This is a genomic window from Alkalihalophilus pseudofirmus OF4 (genome assembly GCF_000005825.2).
GTDB classification, from domain to species: domain Bacteria; phylum Bacillota; class Bacilli; order Bacillales; family Bacillaceae_D; genus Alkalihalophilus; species Alkalihalophilus pseudofirmus.
The window spans coordinates 2,887,342-2,906,166 of sequence record NC_013791.2 but is presented as its reverse complement, the minus strand read 5'-3'; the positions used below and the strand labels follow the sequence as shown (position 1 = coordinate 2,906,166).

The 18,825-nt window shown below is 40.3% G+C and carries 17 protein-coding genes and 1 riboswitch; of the genes, 15 read left to right on the top strand and 2 right to left on the bottom strand.

The window, feature by feature from the left end; genetic code table 11:
• Positions 1-95: 95 nt before the first annotated feature.
• The 9 genes from BPOF4_RS14680 (at position 96) to BPOF4_RS14640 (ending at position 11,141) form a co-directional block, all read left to right on the top strand.
• Complete coding sequence (locus BPOF4_RS14680) at positions 96-1,799, top strand: long-chain-fatty-acid--CoA ligase (RefSeq protein ID WP_012959978.1); 1,704 nt, start codon at positions 96-98, stop codon at positions 1,797-1,799.
• 197 nt (positions 1,800-1,996) lie between these two features.
• Positions 1,997-3,706 carry a long-chain-fatty-acid--CoA ligase gene (locus BPOF4_RS14675; protein ID WP_012959977.1) on the top strand — a complete coding sequence of 570 codons (1,710 nt, stop codon included), beginning with the start codon at positions 1,997-1,999 and terminating at the stop codon, positions 3,704-3,706.
• A 101-nt stretch (positions 3,707-3,807) separates the two neighbouring features.
• On the top strand, positions 3,808-4,395 hold the full coding sequence (locus BPOF4_RS14670; RefSeq protein ID WP_012959976.1) for a TetR/AcrR family transcriptional regulator: 588 nt from the start codon (positions 3,808-3,810) through the stop codon (positions 4,393-4,395).
• 20 nt (positions 4,396-4,415) lie between these two features.
• The gene (locus BPOF4_RS14665) at positions 4,416-5,189 is read left to right on the top strand and encodes an enoyl-CoA hydratase (protein ID WP_012959975.1); all 774 of its coding nucleotides are present in this window, start codon (positions 4,416-4,418) and stop codon (positions 5,187-5,189) included.
• 27 nt (positions 5,190-5,216) lie between these two features.
• The gene (locus BPOF4_RS14660) at positions 5,217-5,987 is read left to right on the top strand and encodes an electron transfer flavoprotein subunit beta/FixA family protein (RefSeq protein ID WP_012959974.1); all 771 of its coding nucleotides are present in this window, start codon (positions 5,217-5,219) and stop codon (positions 5,985-5,987) included.
• A gap of 14 nt (positions 5,988-6,001) precedes the next feature.
• A complete protein-coding gene (locus tag BPOF4_RS14655) occupies positions 6,002-6,979 on the top strand; it encodes an electron transfer flavoprotein subunit alpha/FixB family protein (RefSeq protein WP_012959973.1) in 978 nt (325 codons plus the stop codon).
• Between the two features lie 207 nt (positions 6,980-7,186).
• The gene (gene trxA / locus BPOF4_RS14650) at positions 7,187-7,501 is read left to right on the top strand and encodes a thioredoxin (protein ID WP_012959972.1); all 315 of its coding nucleotides are present in this window, start codon (positions 7,187-7,189) and stop codon (positions 7,499-7,501) included.
• 192 nt (positions 7,502-7,693) lie between these two features.
• On the top strand, positions 7,694-9,484 hold the full coding sequence (gene uvrC / locus BPOF4_RS14645) for an excinuclease ABC subunit UvrC (RefSeq protein ID WP_012959971.1): 1,791 nt from the start codon (positions 7,694-7,696) through the stop codon (positions 9,482-9,484).
• Between the two features lie 74 nt (positions 9,485-9,558).
• Positions 9,559-9,747: riboswitch (Lysine riboswitch) on the top strand.
• Between the two features lie 149 nt (positions 9,748-9,896).
• Positions 9,897-11,141: an aspartate kinase gene (locus tag BPOF4_RS14640; RefSeq protein WP_012959970.1), complete on the top strand. Its 1,245-nt coding sequence runs from the start codon at positions 9,897-9,899 to the stop codon at positions 11,139-11,141.
• A 32-nt stretch (positions 11,142-11,173) separates the two neighbouring features.
• On the opposite strand, the gene BPOF4_RS14635 is transcribed toward BPOF4_RS14640, so the two are convergent.
• Entirely contained in the window at positions 11,174-11,572 is a 399-nt protein-coding gene (locus tag BPOF4_RS14635; protein WP_012959969.1) for a YslB family protein, read from the bottom strand.
• A gap of 202 nt (positions 11,573-11,774) precedes the next feature.
• On the opposite strand from BPOF4_RS14635, the gene BPOF4_RS14630 reads away from it, so the two are divergent.
• The 5 genes from BPOF4_RS14630 (at position 11,775) to BPOF4_RS14610 (ending at position 17,276) form a co-directional block, all read left to right on the top strand.
• Positions 11,775-13,124, top strand: a complete 1,350-nt coding sequence (locus BPOF4_RS14630; protein ID WP_012959968.1) for a TrkH family potassium uptake protein — start codon at positions 11,775-11,777, stop codon at positions 13,122-13,124.
• Between the two features lie 398 nt (positions 13,125-13,522).
• Positions 13,523-14,152: a succinate dehydrogenase cytochrome b558 subunit gene (locus tag BPOF4_RS14625; protein WP_012959967.1), complete on the top strand. Its 630-nt coding sequence runs from the start codon at positions 13,523-13,525 to the stop codon at positions 14,150-14,152.
• 13 nt (positions 14,153-14,165) lie between these two features.
• On the top strand, positions 14,166-15,935 hold the full coding sequence (gene sdhA / locus BPOF4_RS14620; RefSeq protein ID WP_012959966.1) for a succinate dehydrogenase flavoprotein subunit: 1,770 nt from the start codon (positions 14,166-14,168) through the stop codon (positions 15,933-15,935).
• On the top strand, positions 15,932-16,684 hold the full coding sequence (gene sdhB, locus BPOF4_RS14615; RefSeq protein ID WP_012959965.1) for a succinate dehydrogenase iron-sulfur subunit: 753 nt from the start codon (positions 15,932-15,934) through the stop codon (positions 16,682-16,684). The genes sdhA and sdhB overlap by 4 nt, the downstream gene beginning before the upstream one ends.
• 130 nt (positions 16,685-16,814) lie before the next feature.
• Entirely contained in the window at positions 16,815-17,276 is a 462-nt protein-coding gene (locus BPOF4_RS14610) for an acyl-CoA thioesterase (protein ID WP_012959964.1), read from the top strand.
• Positions 17,277-17,403: 127 nt separating this feature from the next.
• Here BPOF4_RS14610 and BPOF4_RS14605 read toward each other — a convergent pair whose 3' ends face one another.
• Complete coding sequence (locus tag BPOF4_RS14605; protein WP_012959963.1) at positions 17,404-17,628, bottom strand: helix-turn-helix domain-containing protein; 225 nt, start codon at positions 17,626-17,628, stop codon at positions 17,404-17,406.
• A gap of 215 nt (positions 17,629-17,843) precedes the next feature.
• On the opposite strand from BPOF4_RS14605, the gene BPOF4_RS14600 reads away from it, so the two are divergent.
• Positions 17,844-18,680: a PRD domain-containing protein gene (locus BPOF4_RS14600; protein ID WP_012959962.1), complete on the top strand. Its 837-nt coding sequence runs from the start codon at positions 17,844-17,846 to the stop codon at positions 18,678-18,680.
• Positions 18,681-18,825: the final 145 nt, after the last annotated feature.

The following is an 18,825-nucleotide window of genomic DNA, read 5'->3' as shown; positions in this document are numbered from 1 at the left end:
AGATTCAAAATTGTAAGCGATTACAATACAATAGTATTAGAGGAGAGTGGCACACAAGAAAGGAGAATGGAGAAAGGGGTAAGGAGATGACTGTTATGACGCATGAAGATAAGGTTTGGCTCAAGCACTACCCAAAGGAGATTCCTCATACGATTCCATATGAGGACAATACGCTTCATGACTACCTAAAGCAAGCTGCAAGTAAGTATGCTAGTACATCAGCATTGCATTTCCTTGGAAAAGAGTTAACGTATGAAGAGCTTTACAATCAAGCTAAACAGTTTGCAAATCAGCTTCAGTCTCTAGGCATTCAAAAAGGAGACCGTGTCGCGATTATGCTTGCAAACTGTCCCCAATCGGTTATCAGCTATTACGGGGCTTTAATGATTGGCGCCATTGTAGTGCAGACGAACCCTTTATATGTTGAAAGGGAACTTGAGCATCAACTGGTTGACTCAGGTGCAAAAGTAATTATTTGTCTTGATTTAGTATTTCCAAGAGTGCAGGCCGTTCGCAGTAAAACCAGCTTAGAACATGTCATCGTAACGAGCATTAAAGATTACTTACCATTTCCGAAAAATCTCTTGTATCCACTCGTGCAAAAAAAGAAAATGGGTATTAAAGTTGAAGTTGTGTACGACGATAAGACGCTTGCTTTTAAAAATTTCTTAAACCAAGGGTCTACAAAAGAGGTAAATGTAGAAGTGGATCCTACCGTTGATTTGGCGTTATTACAATACACAGGAGGTACAACCGGCCCTGCTAAAGGTGTAATGCTGACACATGCAAACCTCGTCATTAATACATCTCAATGTATGGCGTGGATGTATAAGATGCGCCCTGGCAATGAAAGAATGCTTGCAGCTTTGCCGTTCTTCCACGTGTATGGTATGACGGTCATCATGAACTTCTCAATTATGGGAGGGTTAACAACTGTTATCCTGCCGAAGTTTGAAGTGAAAGATGTACTAAAAACAATTGAAAAGCAAAAGGTTACACTATTTCCAGGTGCTCCTACCATGTATGTGGCACTCATTAATGATCCTAATATACAGGAATATGATTTATCATCAATTGAAACTTGTTTAAGCGGAGCTGCACCTCTGCCGCTTGAAGTTCAGCAAAAGTTTGAGAAGCTCTCAGGTGGTAAACTCGTAGAAGGGTATGGGTTAACTGAAACCTCTCCAGTTGCTATTTCTAATTTAATATGGGGAGAGAGGAAAACAGGAAGTATCGGTCTGCCGTGGCCGGATACCGATGCTGCAATTATTTCTGCGGAAACAGGCGAAAAAGCTGATTTTGGAGAAGTTGGTGAAATTGCCATCCGCGGTCCTCAAGTGATGAAAGGGTACTGGAACAGGCCTGAGGAAACGGCTAAAGTGTTTAAAGATGATTGGTTCTTAACCGGTGATATGGGTTATATGGATGAGGAAGGCTATTTCTACATTGTTGATCGTAAAAAAGATATGATCATTGCAGGCGGCTTTAATATTTACCCACGGGAAATTGAAGAAGTGCTTTATGAGCACGATGCGATTCAAGAAGCTGTCATTATTGGGGCTCCTGATGAGTATCGCGGGGAAACCGTCAAAGCATTTATTGTATTAAAGCAAGGGAAATCTGTAACAGAAGAAGAGCTTGATCAATATTGCCGCAAGCATTTAGCTGCCTTTAAAGTACCGAGGCTGTATGAATTTAGAGAAGAACTGCCCAAAACACTTGTTGGTAAAATCCTAAGACGTGTCTTAGTTGAAGAAGAAAACAAAAAGCATGAAGCCAAAAAAGCAAGCAGTGAATAGTGTGAAGAGTGAAACTGTCCGACTTTCGGGCAGTTTTTTTTATGTGAGTAAGTAAAAAAAAGACAAATTCCGACTAGATCGCAGGAAAATTTTAAAAAATCACAAAAATCTATTTAAAATTGAATCATTATTCATTACAATGTAGAAGAGAGAGAGGAAACGTTTATAAGGAAAGGGAGCGATGAGGAGGCCAATTAATGTCGACAGTAACTGAACATGCATGGGTTGGACGTTATCACAAGGAAATTCCAGCAAGTATCGAATATCCTAATGTTTCACTACACGAATTAGTTGAGCAAGCTGCACATAAATATCCGAACAATACGGCGTTAGAGTTTATGGGGAAGTCGCTTACATACAGTCAATTTGACTTAGAAGTAAGAAGGCTCGCCAACCACCTTCAGTCCTTAGGGCTTAAAAAAGGTGAACGCGTAGCGATTATGCTGCCTAACTGCCCGCAAGGAGTCATTGCTTATTTTGCAACATTACTAGCCGGAGGAGTAGTTGTTCAAACGAATCCGCTGTATGTAGAGCGAGAATTAGAACATCAGCTGTCTGATTCAGGCGCCAAAATTATCTTATGTTTGGACTTGTTATATCCTCGGGTAATGAAGGTGAAAAATGCAACGTCAGTCGAACATATTATTGTAACCGCTATCAAAGACTACTTGCCATTTCCGAAGAATTTGATTTATCCTTTTATCCAAAAAAAGAACACAAAGATGACGGTCAATGTAGAATATTCTTCTACTATTCATCCGTTTCTGCCGTTTGTTAAGGAAGGATCTGACAAGCGTCCTGATGTAGAAGTAGACCCTATAGAGGACCTAGCCTTGCTGCAATACACAGGAGGAACAACGGGCCTTGCAAAAGGAGTTATGCTGACTCACCGTAATCTTGTTGCGAATACGATTCAATGCCGCCATTGGATGTACAAAATGAAAGAGGGCCAGGAGCGTACGTTAGCTGTGCTGCCATTCTTCCATGTATACGGTATGACTGTATCAATGAATTTGACGCTGATGAACGGGAATGCACTTCATATTGTGCCGAAGTTTGATCCAAAAGAAGTCTTAAAAATTATTAATAAAAAGCGCATTACAATCTTTCCAGGTGCGCCGACGATGTATATAGGCTTAATTAATCATCCTGATGTCAAGAAGTATGACCTTTCGTCGATTGAGGCGTGTATTAGCGGCTCTGCTTCATTGCCGCAAGAAGTTCAACAGAAGTTTGAAGAGCTGACAGGCGGACGGCTTGTTGAAGGATATGGTCTGACTGAAGCATCACCGGTAACACATTGTAACTTATTATGGGGGGACCATCGTCAAGCAAGTATCGGTCTGCCGTGGCCGGATACAGAAGCTGTCATTCTCTCAATGGAGACAGGAGAACCTGTGGAGCAAGGAGAAGTAGGGGAGCTTGCCGTTCGAGGCCCGCAAATTATGAAAGGGTATTGGAACCGCCCTGAGGCTACTCAAGCAACGATGCAAGATGATTGGCTTCTAACGGGTGATATGGGATACATGGATGAGGAAGGCTATTTTTATATCGTTGATCGTAAAAAGGATATGATTATTGCTGGTGGTTTTAACATTTATCCTAGAGAAATTGAAGAAGTGTTATATAACCATGAGGATATTCAAGAAGCAGTAGCTATTGGTGTACCGGATGAATACCGCGGGGAAACCGTGAAGGTATTTGTCGTCCTTAAAGAAGGCAAGCAGCTTACTGAAAAAGAGTTAAATCAATACTGCCGTAAACATCTGGCTGCTTATAAAGTACCAAGGTTATATGAGTTCCGTGAAGAGCTCCCAAAAACAATTGTAGGTAAAATTTTAAAGCGAGTACTTATCGAGGAAGAAAAAGAGAAAACCGCTGCATTGAATCAAGAAAAATCTAGTTGATGACCATTCAATTATGAAAATGGTGGATTGACAGTCTTGGTTTTTTCCACTAGAATAAGAGATATGAATGAATACTCATTCATTTTAAAGGAGCGACAAAAGTGGGAAAGAAAAAAGGACCAAAATACAACCAGATTATCGATGCAGCTGTAACGGTTATTGCTAAGCACGGTTATCATCAGGCACAAGTAGCGAAGATCGCCAGAGAGGCAGGAGTTGCGGATGGAACGATCTATCTTTATTTCAAAAATAAAGAAGACATTTTGACCTCTTTATTTGAAGAGAAGATGGGACGTTTTGTAGAGACCATTCGAACAAAGATTGAGTCTTGCCAAACCGTGGATGAAAAATTCCTCCTTCTAATGACCACGCACTTTGAACAATTAGAAGCAGATAAGCAGCTCGCTATCGTCACACAACTAGAGCTTAGACAATCAAATACGGACCTTAGACTAAAAATTAATGATATCTTAAAAGGGTATTTAACCTTGATGGACGAATTAATTACTGAAGGGAAAGAAAGCGGTTATTTTGACCCTGAGTTAGACAATCGCCTAGCGCGTCAAATGATTTTCGGCACGTTAGATGAAGTAGTTACAAATTGGGTTATGAAAGACTGCAAGTATGACCTGAGTGCTCTAGCAAAACCCTTACACCAAATGCTTTTGGGAGGTTTTTGTAAAAGGTAGATAAGAATGGAGTGGAAGGAATGGATTATATCAAGCTTTGTGTTAGCGAACATATTGCGACCATAACGTTAGCTCGTCCGCCGGCAAATGCCTTGTCACGCGGCGTTCTATCGGAACTTGATGAAGCCTTTACTCAAATTGAACAGAATAATGATGTTCATGTTGTCCTCTTATGCGGCGAAGGAAGATTCTTTGCCGCAGGAGCTGACATCAAAGAGTTCACAGAGGTAGAGGATGGTGCAGCTTTCACCAAACTAGCCCTGCAAGGTCAAGTTCTATTTGATCGTATTGAAGCATTTAAAAAACCTGTTATTGCAGCTATTCATGGTGCAGCACTTGGCGGAGGATTAGAACTTGCTATGGCTTGCCATATTCGTCTGGCAACAGAAGATGCAAAACTTGGTCTTCCAGAATTGCAGCTTGGATTAATTCCAGGATTTGCAGGAAGCCAGCGATTGCCGCAGTATGTTGGCCGTGCTAAAGCGACCGAAATGCTTTTGACTAGTGATCCGATTACAGGGTCTGAGGCAAAAACATTAGGTCTTGTTAATTCGACTCATTCTGAGCAAGCGCTCATTGAAGATGCAATGGCGTTAGCGAAAAAGATTGCCAAGAAAAGCACAGTCACAACACGTTTAACTTTAGAGCTGCTGCAATTTGGCATTGATGAGCAGTACAAAGCTGGAGCGAAGCGAGAAGCTGAACTTTTTGGACTTGCATTTGATTCAGAGGATGGAAAAGAAGGCATACAAGCCTTTATTGAAAAGCGAGCACCTAAATTCCAAAATAAATAGTTTACTAATTCTAGGAGGGAATAAAGCATGAACATTTTCGTCTTAATGAAACGTACTTTTGACACTGAGGAAAAAATTGCGATCTCAAACGGTCGAATTGATGAAGGTGGAGCAGAATTTATTATTAATCCATACGATGAATATGCCATTGAAGAAGCGATTGTACTCCGTGATGAACATGGCGGAGAAGTAACGGTTGTAACAGTTGGTGAAGAAGAAGCAGAAAAAGAACTACGTACTGCTTTAGCAATGGGTGCAGACAAAGCTGTATTGCTTGATAGCGAAGATGTAGATGAATTGGATCAATTTACAACAGCTTCAATGCTTGCTGCTTACTTAAAAGAGCAAGAGTATGACATTATCTTAGGCGGAAATGTAGCGGTTGACGGAGGAAGCGGACAAGTTGGTCCTCGTGTAGCTGAACTATTAGAAATCCCGCAAGTGACAACGATTACAAACCTTGAAGTGGCGGACGGAGCAGCAACGATTGTTCGTGATGTTGAAGGAGACGAAGAAACAGTAGAAGTATCTCTTCCTGTGCTTGTAACTGCTCAACAAGGTTTAAATGAGCCACGTTACCCATCACTTCCTGGTATTATGAAAGCGAAGAAAAAGCCATTAGAAACACTTGATTTAGATGATCTTGACTTGGATGAAGATGATGTAGAAGCAAAAACAACGACACTTGAAATCTTCTTACCACCAGAAAAGCAAGCAGGAAAACTATTAGAAGGCGACCCGCAAGCGCAAGTAAAAGAGCTCGTATCACTTCTAAAATCTGAAGCAAAAGTCATTTAATTGGAGGGATTATCATGGCAAAGAAAGTACTTGTAATCGGAGAAGTTCGTGACGGAGAATTACGTAATGTATCATATGAAGCAGTTGCTGCCGGAAAAGAAGTGGCAGATGGCGGAGAAGTAGTAGGGGTTCTTTTAGGAGAAGATGTAAGCGGTTTAGCTGAAAGTCTTATCCACTACGGTGCAGATCGTGTAATCGTTGTGAACCATGCTGATCTTAAAACATACACAACAGATGCTTATCAACAGGCATTATTGCAAGTTCTTGATGTAGAGAATCCAGAGGGAGTTCTTCTTGGACACACTTCATTAGGTAAAGATGTTTCACCGCGTCTTGCAATGAAATTAAATGCGGGTCTGATCTCTGATGCGATCTCTGTTGAGATGGACGGAGGAGATGCGGTATTCACGCGTCCAATCTATTCTGGTAAAGCATTTGAGAAAAAGAAAGTAAATGAGGGCGTTGTTTTTGCAACGATCCGTCCAAATAACATTCCGCCGCTTGAAAAAGATGAGTCAAGAAGCGGAGATGTGTCGAACTTAACAGTAGATATTAAAGATCTACGCACAGTCATTAAAGATGTGGTTCGTAAAGCAACAGGCGGTGTTGATCTTTCTGAAGCAAAAGTAATCGTAGCTGGCGGCCGTGGAGTAAAAGGGAAAGAAGGCTTTGAGCCGCTTCAAGAATTAGCAGACCTACTAGGCGGTGCGGTTGGAGCGTCTCGTGGGGCGTGTGATGCAGACTATTGCGATTACTCACTGCAAATTGGTCAAACGGGTAAAGTCGTGACCCCAGACTTATATATTGCGGTTGGCCTTTCAGGTGCGATTCAGCATTTAGCTGGTATGTCTAACTCTAAGGTCATTGTAGCAATTAACAAAGACCCAGAAGCTCCTATTTTTGAAGTAGCTGATTACGGTATAGTCGGCGATCTATTTGAAATTCTTCCAATCCTGACAGAAGAGCTTAAAAGCACATTAGTTTCTAACTAATGACCCTTTAAGAAAGTCCATGGACGCATGGGCTTTCTTTTTTTATCACCTAGATTATAGCGGGGCATGTTTTAAAATTATTCATTCGGTTATTTTAATACTAGGCAGGGGATAATAATTGCGAGCAACTTATTCGCCAATTTAATACGTCAAATGGTATAATCAGACTGTAAATTAATTTGTTGAGAATTAAAGGAGGCTTTTTTGATGGCTATCGTAAACGTAACAGATCAAACATTCGCAAGTGAAACAAGTGAGGGAGTCGTTCTTGCAGACTTTTGGGCACCTTGGTGTGGACCTTGTAAAATGATTGCACCTGTTCTTGAAGAATTAGATACAGAGATGGGCGATAAAGTAAAGATCGCTAAGTTAGATGTAGATGAGAACCAAGAAACAGCTGGTAAATACAGCGTCATGAGTATCCCTACTCTTCTTGTTTTTAAAGATGGAGATGTAGTAGATCAAGTTGTTGGGTTCCAGCCGAAGGAAGCATTAGCTGAACTTCTAAACAAACACCTATAATTCATTATGAAATCGCGCTCTCAAAAGAGAGCGCGATTTTTTGCTGTGCTTGCTGCTTCATACTTGATATTTTTTTAGATGTCGCTAACAATAGAGTGAGAGAACATATGTTTAGATCTTGCAGCCAATAGGTTAGAGCTATCGGGTTTACAGCAAAAAGTTTCGCTGTAATGGAGAGGGGGAGACATGTAAGTGAATCAGAAAGATGGAAATTACCTGAAGGAAAAGCTAGCGGTCTTGCCTGATCAGCCTGGCTGTTATTTAATGAAAGATCGTCAAGGAACCATTATCTATGTAGGAAAAGCAAAGGTTTTGAAAAATCGAGTGCGATCTTATTTTACTGGTTCTCATGATGCGAAAACACAACGGCTTGTTAGTGAGATTGTGGACTTTGAATATATTATGACCTCATCAAATATCGAGGCACTGATTCTCGAGATGAACTTAATAAAAAAACATGACCCAAAATACAATGTCATGTTAAAAGATGATAAATCGTATCCGTATTTAAAGATTACGAGTGAAGAGCATCCGCGGTTGATTACAACAAGAAACATAAAAAAAGACGGCGGGAAGTATTTTGGTCCTTATCCTAATGCAGGAGCGGCTAACGAGACGAAAAAGTTATTAGACCGCTTATATCCATTGCGTAAATGCAGAACGATGCCCGATAAAGTGTGTTTATATTATCATATCGGTCAATGTTTAGCGCCGTGTGTTTATGAGGTCACAAAAGAGCAAAACCAAGAGATGGTTCAAGAAATCACTAAATTTTTGCGTTCAGGTCATGATGAGATTAAAGAAGATCTTACTGAGAAGATGATGAAAGCCTCAGAAGAGTTGAATTTTGAGCGGGCCAAAGAATTAAGAGATCTATTGCAGCATATGGACCAAGTCAGAGAAAAGCAAAAGATGACCATTAATGATCATATTAATCGAGATGTATTTGGCTTTGCTTATGATAAAGGCTGGATGTGCGTGCAGGTGTTCTTTATACGTCAAGGAAAGCTGATCGAGCGTGATGTGTCGATTTTTCCATTTTATAAAGAAGCCAAGGATGATCTGCTTACATTTGTAGGGCAGTTTTATCTTCAAAAAGATCATATTAAGCCAGCGGAAATACTCCTTCCAGAAGAGGTGGATAGGGAGTTGGTGGAACAGTTATTAGAAGTTAAGACCGCACATCCTAAACGAGGAAAGAAAAAGGAATTACTTGATTTAGCCAATCAGAATGCATCCTTTGCATTAAAAGAAAAGTTTTCCCTTATTGAACGGGATGAAGATCGAACAATTAAAGCAGTAGAACGATTAGGAGAAGCGATGGGGATTGCAACTCCTTATCGCATAGAAGCCTTTGATAACTCAAACATTCAAGGAACAGATCCTGTCTCCGCAATGGTGACCTTTTTAGATGGGAAACCAAGCCGCAAAGATTACCGGAAATACAAGATCAAGACAGTGACAGGTCCAGATGATTACGGTTCAATGCGCGAGGTTGTAAAAAGGCGCTATGTGAGGCTGCTGCAAGAAGAAAGACCGCTGCCTGATTTAATTGTCATTGATGGAGGAAAAGGCCAGATTGCTGCTGCGCAAGAAGTAATCGAAGATGAATTAGGGCTCTTCATACCGGTTTGCGGACTTGCTAAAGATGAAAAGCACCGTACCTCACAATTATTAATGGGCGACCCTCCGGTAGTCATTCCGTTAAAAAGAGACAGCCATGAATTTTATTTACTTCAAAGAATACAAGATGAGGTTCACCGGTTTGCGATTACCTTTCACAGACAAACGAGGTCAAAAACCTTCTTTCAATCTGTGCTTGATGAGATCCCTGGTGTAGGAGAGAAACGAAAACGCCAGCTGCTCAAGCATTTTGGGTCCGTGAGAAAAATGAAGGAAGCGACGATTGAAGAATTAGCAGTAGAAGGGGTGCCAAAGAACGTAGCAGAAGCTATATATGAAAAGCTGCATGAGAAAGATTAAATTTCTTGTTGCAACATACGTAATCCTCTGCTAGAATGAAAACCAATTAAATATGCCGCACTTCAAAAGAATGAAGTGATGGTAGAGGAGCGAAAACCATTAGTAAACCAGTTGAGAGCGATGAGGTTCTAAGACACTGGTTAAAAGGGGAATTCGCCGAAGTTTGTATAGAGCTCATAGCTATGCATGCTGGACTTATCTCGAACAGAGATAAGGCTGTCACTTGACTATACCCAATAGTCTTGTGGAGAACTATCTCACGTGAGAAAGGGAGTAGTGTGGTACCTGTACGGTATGACAAGCAACGGTGAGGGGTTTTCCTTATTGTTGCTTTTTTTGTACGCAAAAAAGGTATAACACATCCAGTCGATCAAAAGTATCGCGCGTGAAGAGATTGAAAGGATGAGGCGAAATGGCAAGAATTGTACAAAAATATGGCGGAACTTCAGTTGGTTCTGTAGAAAAAATTGAAAATGTCGCAGACCGTGTTACACGAGCAGCGGAGGCAGGGAGTGAGCTGATTGTTGTTGTTTCAGCGATGGGAAAGTCAACGGATCAGCTAGTCGGTTTAGCAAATGATATTACGGAGCATCCAAGTAAAAGAGAAATGGATATGCTTTTATCCACAGGAGAACAGGTCACGATCTCCTTACTTACAATGGCTCTCTTAAAGCGCGGGGTAGAAGCCGTATCTTATACAGGCGGTCAGGCAGGAATTTTAACAGAAGCAACTCATGGAAATGCAAGAATAAAAGAAATTGATTCTGAACGTTTAACGAATCAGCTTGAAGCAGGAAAAGTACTAGTTGTAGCAGGGTTTCAAGGTGTAACAGAAGATGGCAGCATTACAACGCTCGGAAGAGGCGGTTCAGATACAACAGCGGTTGCGTTAGCTGCAGCTGTAGGGGCCGATCGTTGCGAGATTTATACAGATGTAACCGGAGTATTCACGACGGACCCACGTTATGTGAAGAAGGCACGTAAACTGCAGGCGGTATCCTACGATGAAATGTTAGAAATGGCAAACTTGGGGGCAGGCGTACTTCATCCAAGAGCGGTAGAGTTTGCGAAAAATTATGAAGTTCCATTAATGGTTGCATCAAGCATGGTAGAAGAAACGGGAACAATGATTGAGGAGGAAGTTACAGTGGAGAAAAATTTAATTGTAAGAGGGATTGCATTTGAGAATGACGTCACAAAAGTAACGGTTGCAGGCCTGCCAAACCGTATGGATACCCTGCCAAAACTATTTTCGATTTTATCTAGCAACGGAGTAAATGTAGATATTATTATTCAGAACCAATATGACGAAGATCATGTTAATATCTCATTTTCTATTACTCAATGCTCACTGAAAGAAACGGTAGCATGCTTAGAGCAAGCAAAGAATGAACTCGAATTTGAACACTTATATCATGAAGAAGATCTAGCGAAAGTATCAATTGTAGGGTCAGGCATGATTTCAAATCCTGGTGTTGCTGCTACAATGTTTGAGGCTCTAGCTAAAAATGAAATATTTATTAAGATGGTCAGCACATCTGAAATTAAAGTGTCAGCTGTTGTTTCTGAAGATGATATGGTGATGGCAGTTGAGGTCTTACATGATGCGTTTAAATTAGATGAAGTACATGAGGAACAAGCGGCACAATTAGTATAAAGGAAAAGCGATGCACATGTGCATCGCTTTTTTTAGGCTTCAATCGCATCATGCAAATCCGACTCTACTTGAATGTGAATGATTCCTTTTTTCTTTGTCTGAGTAGCAGCTGTATAAGAGGACAGCCATGTTTCTACTTGCTGCGCAAGAAATCCAGCCTCTAATTGATAACAGCGATCATCTTTTTTATCCATCCATTCGCCGCGCAGTTCAAATAACCGCTCTTGCTTTTTTTCTTTTACTAATGACAGGGTACCCCAATTTGCTTTTTCAAAAAAATCGATGGTTTCCTCGATTGTATGTAACGGGTACTTGCGAGCAAGGGCTTTTCCAACCCAGTACAAAATAGAGTCATGCTCTTGCCCGAAGACCTCCTTTAAAATATCATTTCTAAGTAAATCGTAACCGAATGTCTCATCTCTAGATTCCATGTAGAAAAACACCTCTCCTCTTCTTATATTATAAAAGGTCTCTTTCTAGCTGTCCAAATGAATATAGAAGGAATCTCAGAAGTATTGGGAGGTAATCGTAGGGAAAGATAAGGAAAAGTGCTTACTTTTTTCCTAGCGCTTATAGTTTCTCCTATACAGAAATGGTATACTTAAGCGCGAATGAATACGGAGGTACTACGCGATGAAATTAGGGTTAAGTCAATTTCTTTCCCCCTTTAGGGTTATTATCATTTCTTATATCGTAGCAATGATTGTCTTTAGTATCCTTCTTTATCTACCTATCTCACATAAAGAAGGAGTCGACCTTACATTCTCTGAAGCGTTATTTACGTCTGTAAGTGCGGTAAGTGTGACTGGGTTAACGGTGGTAAATGTGTCAGAGACGTATAGTTATATCGGTGTATTTTTTCTTGCATTGGCTATTCAGCTTGGCGGAATTGGCATTATGACACTTGGCACATTTGTATGGATGCTTTTCGGAAAGAAAATCAATTTATCTCAGCGAATGCTGATTATGGTCGATCAAAACCAAAATAAGTTTTCAGGCCTTGTGAATTTGATGAGAGGTATTCTTTTTGTAGCTTTAATCATCGAGTTAATTGGGGCATTGATTCTGGGTACATATTATATACGCTATTTTGATACGGTTGGCGAAGCCTTCTATCAAGGTGCATTTGCTTCATTAAGTGCATTTACAAATGCGGGGTTTGATGTCACAGGGCAATCGTTAATTCCTTTTGCGAACGATTATTATGTTCAGCTTGTTGTGATCCTGCTGATTTTTGCAGGAGCGATTGGATTCCCTGTGTTAATGGAACTGAAGGAGTATTTCTCTAAAGATAACCCTCATTTTAAATTCAGCTTGTTTACGAAGATTACAACGACTACTTATTTTGCTGTTTTTATTATTGGGGTTATTGGAATTTGGGCGCTTGAAACGGGATCATATTATGTAGGTCTTGAGTGGCACCAGCAGTTATTTTATTCTATTTTTAACTCAGCCACTACTAGAAGCGGCGGACTTGCGACAATGGATGTGTCAGAATTAAACATGGCGACTTTATTATTCATGTCAGCACTCATGATTATAGGGGCCAGCCCATCAAGTGTGGGCGGGGGAATTCGAACGACCACCATCGCGGTCATGTTTTTGACGATCAAAAGCTTTGCTTTAGGTAAAGATGACGTTAAAGTATTTGGACGGGAAATCCACCCTGAGGATCGTCAAAAAGCTTTTATCGTGCTGTCAGTATTTCTTGTGATGTTGTTTGCAGCAGTTACCTTAATCGTGGCATTTGAATCACAAAATGATATTACGCTCTTGGCCATTATTTTCGAGACAGCCTCTGCGTTCGGAACATGCGGATTGTCAATGGGGATTACACCTGATTTATCGTTGCCTAGTCAGTTTGTATTAATGGTATTAATGTTTATTGGGCGGGTTGGACTAATCGCCTTCTTATTCTCTATTAGACGAAGAGAAACGAAGAGTCATTTTAAATATCCAACTGAGCGGATTATTATTGGTTAAAGAACAAAAAGTCCTGTTTTATCCTGAGAAATTCAGGGTAAACAGGATTTTTTTTATAATTTTTTTCAGAAGATTGAGTTAGAGCCATTAAAATTAACAGACTATTTTCTACAAAAAGTGCGAAATACCAAGGGTTTCTTGCCCAGTAAGGGTTACAAAGCGCGAAAAACTTTGTATAAAAGACTTGTATACGTTTTCTTGACGAGGCAAACTGATGGGAGTACAATTAATTTGTCGGATTTTTTTCACAGAAACTTTACGTAAGTTTCACAAATTTCGTTTAATTTCCATATCACGTTGTTTTCACAGTGGGGAGGTACACGTTATACGGAAAAAGAGAGAATGTACACAGGATTTTTGTATGGGTAGTCAAAAAACAATTGTGGGGGGACAAAGGTATGGCCGGTAATCGAGAGTTTTTTAATCGTAAGTTGCATTCTTTACTAGGCGTAATTCCAGTTGGATTATTCTTAGTACAACACTTAGTAGTCAATCATTTTGCTACAAGAGGAGCTAGTTCATTTAACCAAGCATCACATTTCATGGAAAGCTTACCTTTCCGTTATGCGCTTGAGATCTTCATTATTTTTATTCCACTATTATACCACGCTATCTATGGTATCTATATTGCATTCCAAGCTAGAAATAACACGGCACGTTATGGTTTCTTCCGTAACTGGATGTTCCGTTTACAACGTACGTCAGGTATTTTCTTATTAATTTTCATTGCATGGCATGTTTGGGAAACTCGTATCGCAGCTGCATTTGGTGCAGAGGTTAACTACAATATGATGGCCGATATTTTAAGCAGTCCATTTATGCTTGCTTTTTATATTTTAGGTGTCGTTGCTGCTACGTTCCACTTTGCTAATGGTTTATGGTCATTTGCAGTATCTTGGGGACTTACAGTTACACCACGTTCACAGCAAATTGCAACATATGTAACGATCGGTATTTTCGTCGCATTAACGTTTGTTGGGATTCGCGCAATCCTCGCATTCATTAATCCAGACTTAGCAAACATTTAAGGAGTGGATCAGGATGAGTAAAGGCAGAGTTATTGTTGTCGGAGGCGGACTAGCTGGTCTGATGGCAGCAATTAAAGTAGCAGAAAAAGGGGTACCTGTTGATTTATTTTCATTGGTACCGGTAAAACGTTCTCACTCTGTGTGTGCACAGGGCGGAATTAATGGTGCGGTAAATACAAAAGGTGAAGGGGATTCTCCTTGGGAGCACTTTGATGATACGGTATACGGAGGAGACTTCTTAGCAAACCAGCCTCCTGTAAAAGCAATGACAGAAGCAGCACCAGGAATTATTCACTTAATGGACCGTATGGGAGTTATGTTTAACCGTACTCCAGAAGGTCTTCTTGACTTCCGTCGCTTTGGTGGAACTCAGCATCACCGTACAGCATTTGCAGGTGCTACAACAGGACAGCAATTACTGTATGCACTAGATGAGCAGGTTCGCCGTCATGAGACAAGCGGTCTTGTTACAAAGTATGAAGGATGGGAGTTCTTATCAGCTATCGTTGATGATGAAGGTACCTGTCGTGGAATTACAGCACAAGATCTGAAGTCTTCTGAAATTAAGAGCTTCCCAGCTGATGCTGTAATCATGGCAACAGGCGGCCCTGGAATTATCTTTGGTAAGTCAACAAACTCAGTAATCAACACTGGTTTTGCTGCTGCGAAACTTTATCAACAAGGTGTTCATTATGCAAACGGTGAATTCATTCAAATCCACCCTACAGCAATCCCAGGTGATGATAAGCTTCGCCTAATGAGTGAGTCAGCACGTGGTGAAGGTGGACGAGTATGGACGTATAAAGATGGTAAGCCGTGGTACTTCCTAGAAGAAAAATACCCTGCATACGGAAACCTTGTACCGCGTGATATCGCAACGCGTGAAATCTTTGACGTTTGTGTTGAGCAAAAGCTTGGTATTAACGGAGAAAACATGGTATACCTTGACTTATCTCATAAAGATCCTAAAGAGCTTGATATTAAGCTTGGCGGTATCATCGAGATTTATGAGAAGTTCATGGGGGATGACCCACGTAAAGTACCAATGAAGATCTTCCCTGCTGTTCACTATTCAATGGGTGGAATGTGGATCGATTACGATCAAATGACAAACATCCCTGGTCTATTTGCTGCAGGTGAGTGTGATTACTCTCAGCATGGTGGAAACCGCTTAGGAGCAAACTCACTGCTTTCTGCGATCTACGGTGGAATGGTTGCTGGTCCTAAAGCTATTGAATACATGAACGGACTAGAGAAGTCTGCAGAAGCTATGTCTTCATCATTATTTGATAATGAAGTGAAGAAAGAGCAAGAAACATTTGATAACATCATGAAAATGGATGGTAAAGAGAATGCTTACATCCTTCACAAAGAGCTTGGTGAGTGGATGACAGATAACGTAACAGTAGTACGTTACAACGAAAAGCTTCTTAAAACAGATGAAAAGATTCAAGAGTTGATGGAACGTTACAAAAATATCAACATTAATGATACGGCTAAATGGAGTAATCAAGGTGCATCCTTCACACGCCAGCTTGATGGTATGTTAAGCCTTGCACGTGTAATTACTCTTGGTGCTTACAATCGTAACGAGAGTCGCGGAGCACACTATAAGCCTGAATTCCCTGAGCGTAATGATGAAGACTTCTTAAAAACAACAAAGGCTACGTTCAACCCAGCGAAGAACGCACCAGACTTTACGTATGAAGAAGTTGATACATCACTCATCAAACCTCGTAAACGTGACTACTCACAAAAGAAGCAAGGAGCTGTTAAATCATGAGTGAAAAAACAATTAAATTCCAAGTGACTCGTCAAGATGACCCAAACAGCAGTTCTTATGTGGAAGAGTTTGAGGTACCATATCGTCCAAATATGAACGTTATCTCAGCGTTAATGGAGTTCCGTCGTAACCCAGTTACTACAAAAGGGGAAACAACAACTCCAATCGCATGGGATATGAACTGTCTAGAAGAGGTATGCGGAGCGTGTTCAATGGTGATTAACGGGAAGCCCCGTCAATCATGTACGGCACTAGTGGATCAGCTTGAGCAGCCAATTCGCCTTGAGCCAATGAAAACATTCCCTGTTGTACGTGACTTAATGGTTGACCGCAGCAGAATGTTTGATTCATTGAAGAAAGTAAAAGCATGGATTCCAATTGACGGAACATACGATTTAGGGCCAGGGCCACGTATGGCAGAAACAAAGCGTCAATGGGCTTATGAACTTTCTAAATGTATGACTTGTGGGGTTTGCTTAGAAGCATGTCCGAATGTAAACAGCAAATCTGAATTTATCGGACCTGCGCCGTTATCTCAAGTTCGTTTATTCAATGCTCACCCAACTGGTGAAATGAATAAAGCAGAACGTTTAGAGACTATTATGGGTGATGGCGGACTTGCTAATTGCGGTAACTCACAAAACTGTGTACAAGCTTGTCCAAAAGGGATTCCTCTTACGACATCCATTGCGGACCTAAACCGTCAAACAACATTACAATCATTTAAGAACTTCTTTGGTGGACAATAAGAATTATTCTTAATCGGTTCATGATTGAAATTTAACACTCACCCTTTTATTGAGCTATTACCCGTAAGTAGGTACATAGGTCAATAGAGGGTGAGTTTTTTTAATAGACTACTTGAAGTGAGGGACTAACATGAGACTGCCAGCGTATATTACTGATTTTGATAAATGGAAAAAAGGGTTCACTTTCTCAAGCGAGGTTCGTGTGAGATTTTCAGAAACAGATGCTTTCGGGCATGTGAACAACAAAAATGCCCTTGTTTATTTTGAAGATGCAAGGCTTGAATATTTCAGCTCGTTAGGGTTAATGCAAAAATGGGCCAATGCCGATTTTGAGACGATGATCGTAGCAGCTGACCTTCAATGCGACTATGTAAGACAAATTAAATTCAACGAGCAGCTAAGAGTATATGTAAAAGTAGAAAAATTAGGAAGTTCATCAATGGATCTTCACTATCTTGTTCTTAATCAAGATCAAGAGGTGTGCTTAACAGGAAGAGGAGCCATTGTCCAGATAGGTAAGGAAAGCGGCAAAGCAGTACCTTGGAATGAAGAAATGCGTCAAGCCCTCAAAGGAGAAATGGTTTGTTCATAAGCAATGGTAAAAGTGTGGTTACAGAGGCTTTATAATTAGTAAAAGTCAGCTTACTTCCAAATTAGGAGGTAAGCTGACCGAGAAGGCTGTCATATGATGTTTGTGCACCTGCTGCGTTTAATGCTGTTTAGATTTCGATTTCACCTAATCTGATCAGTTCAATAACAGCTTGAGAGCGCCCCTTAACCCCCAACTTTTGCATTGTATTAGAAATGTGATTTCGTACTGTTTTCTCACTTATGAAAAGTTCTTGTGCAATTTCTCTCGTTGTTTTATCTTGTACAAGTAGTTCGAACACTTCTCGTTCCCTTTTCGTAAGTAATGGTTTAGGTCCGAATTCTGCTCCTTTCAATGAGTTCACTCCTTCTTGCTCGGGCTAAGAGCGAATTTGGGTAACTCAATCCCACTGTTGAAGGGCTTTAGTCTTGATAGTATATGTAAAGAACATCTAACATGTGAGCATAATCTCTAAATAAATAAAGCATTATACGAATGACTATATTTATTGACGGTGATTTACTCCTTAGATAAGATGGTATATAGAATGTATGCAAAAGAGGGCAGTTCATGAATGGAACTTATCGAATCGAGAAAGTAGTTAATAATAATGTGGTAATCGCACAAAGTCCTGAGCTTAATGAAGTGATTCTTATTGGCAAAGGGATTGGCTTTGGCCGAAAAAAAGGACAGCACATACAAGCCGATGCAATTGATAAATTATTTGTGTTAAAAGACAAAGAAGAACAAAAGCAATACAGGGAGCTCCTAAGTGATCTAGATGAAGCATTAATCGTTCATATCAATGAGATTATCCGCATGATTCAAAGAGAGCTGCCTAAGCCTCTTTATGAACGGATTCATCTTGCTTTAACGGATCATATTCAATTTGCAATAAGAAGGCTGGAGCAGGGGATCGAAATTTCTAATCCATTTTTAACTGAAACAGAAATGATGTTTCCAAACGAGTTTCACCTTGCTAGAAAAGCGGTAGATTACTTAAACGCTCACTTGACTGTCGAACTGCCAGAAGCTGAAATTGGATTTGTCGCGTTGCATATTTATAGTGCCTCATCTAATCAGCCATTATCTGAGATGAATGAACATCCTCAGCTCATTTCAGAGCTTGTAGAAATTATTATGGAAAAAGGCAATGTCAGTTTGAATAGGCGCTCAGTTGAGTATATGCGTTTAGTTAGTTTTTTGTGCGAACTGATTGATCGTTTTCAATCAACTGACATAGTCAACTATTCTCCCAAGCTATCAGATGTGTTGAAAGAAGAATTTGAGTTGTGCTATACTGTGTCTAGTGAGTTAATTAACGTTTTAAATCAACGTTTTAACACACATTACAAGGCAGAACAGCTGCCGGAAGTTGTGTTTTACTTACAACGATTTATTAAATAAATAATATGTTGTCTTATAAAATAAATAATATGTTGCACTTAGTTACGTGTTACTGACAAGATCAGGCATGAGTATGGAAGTGTATATGAGGTTTAAATGGGGTACGATACAAGTGTAGTCCATGTTATCATCATGTGCGTTTCTT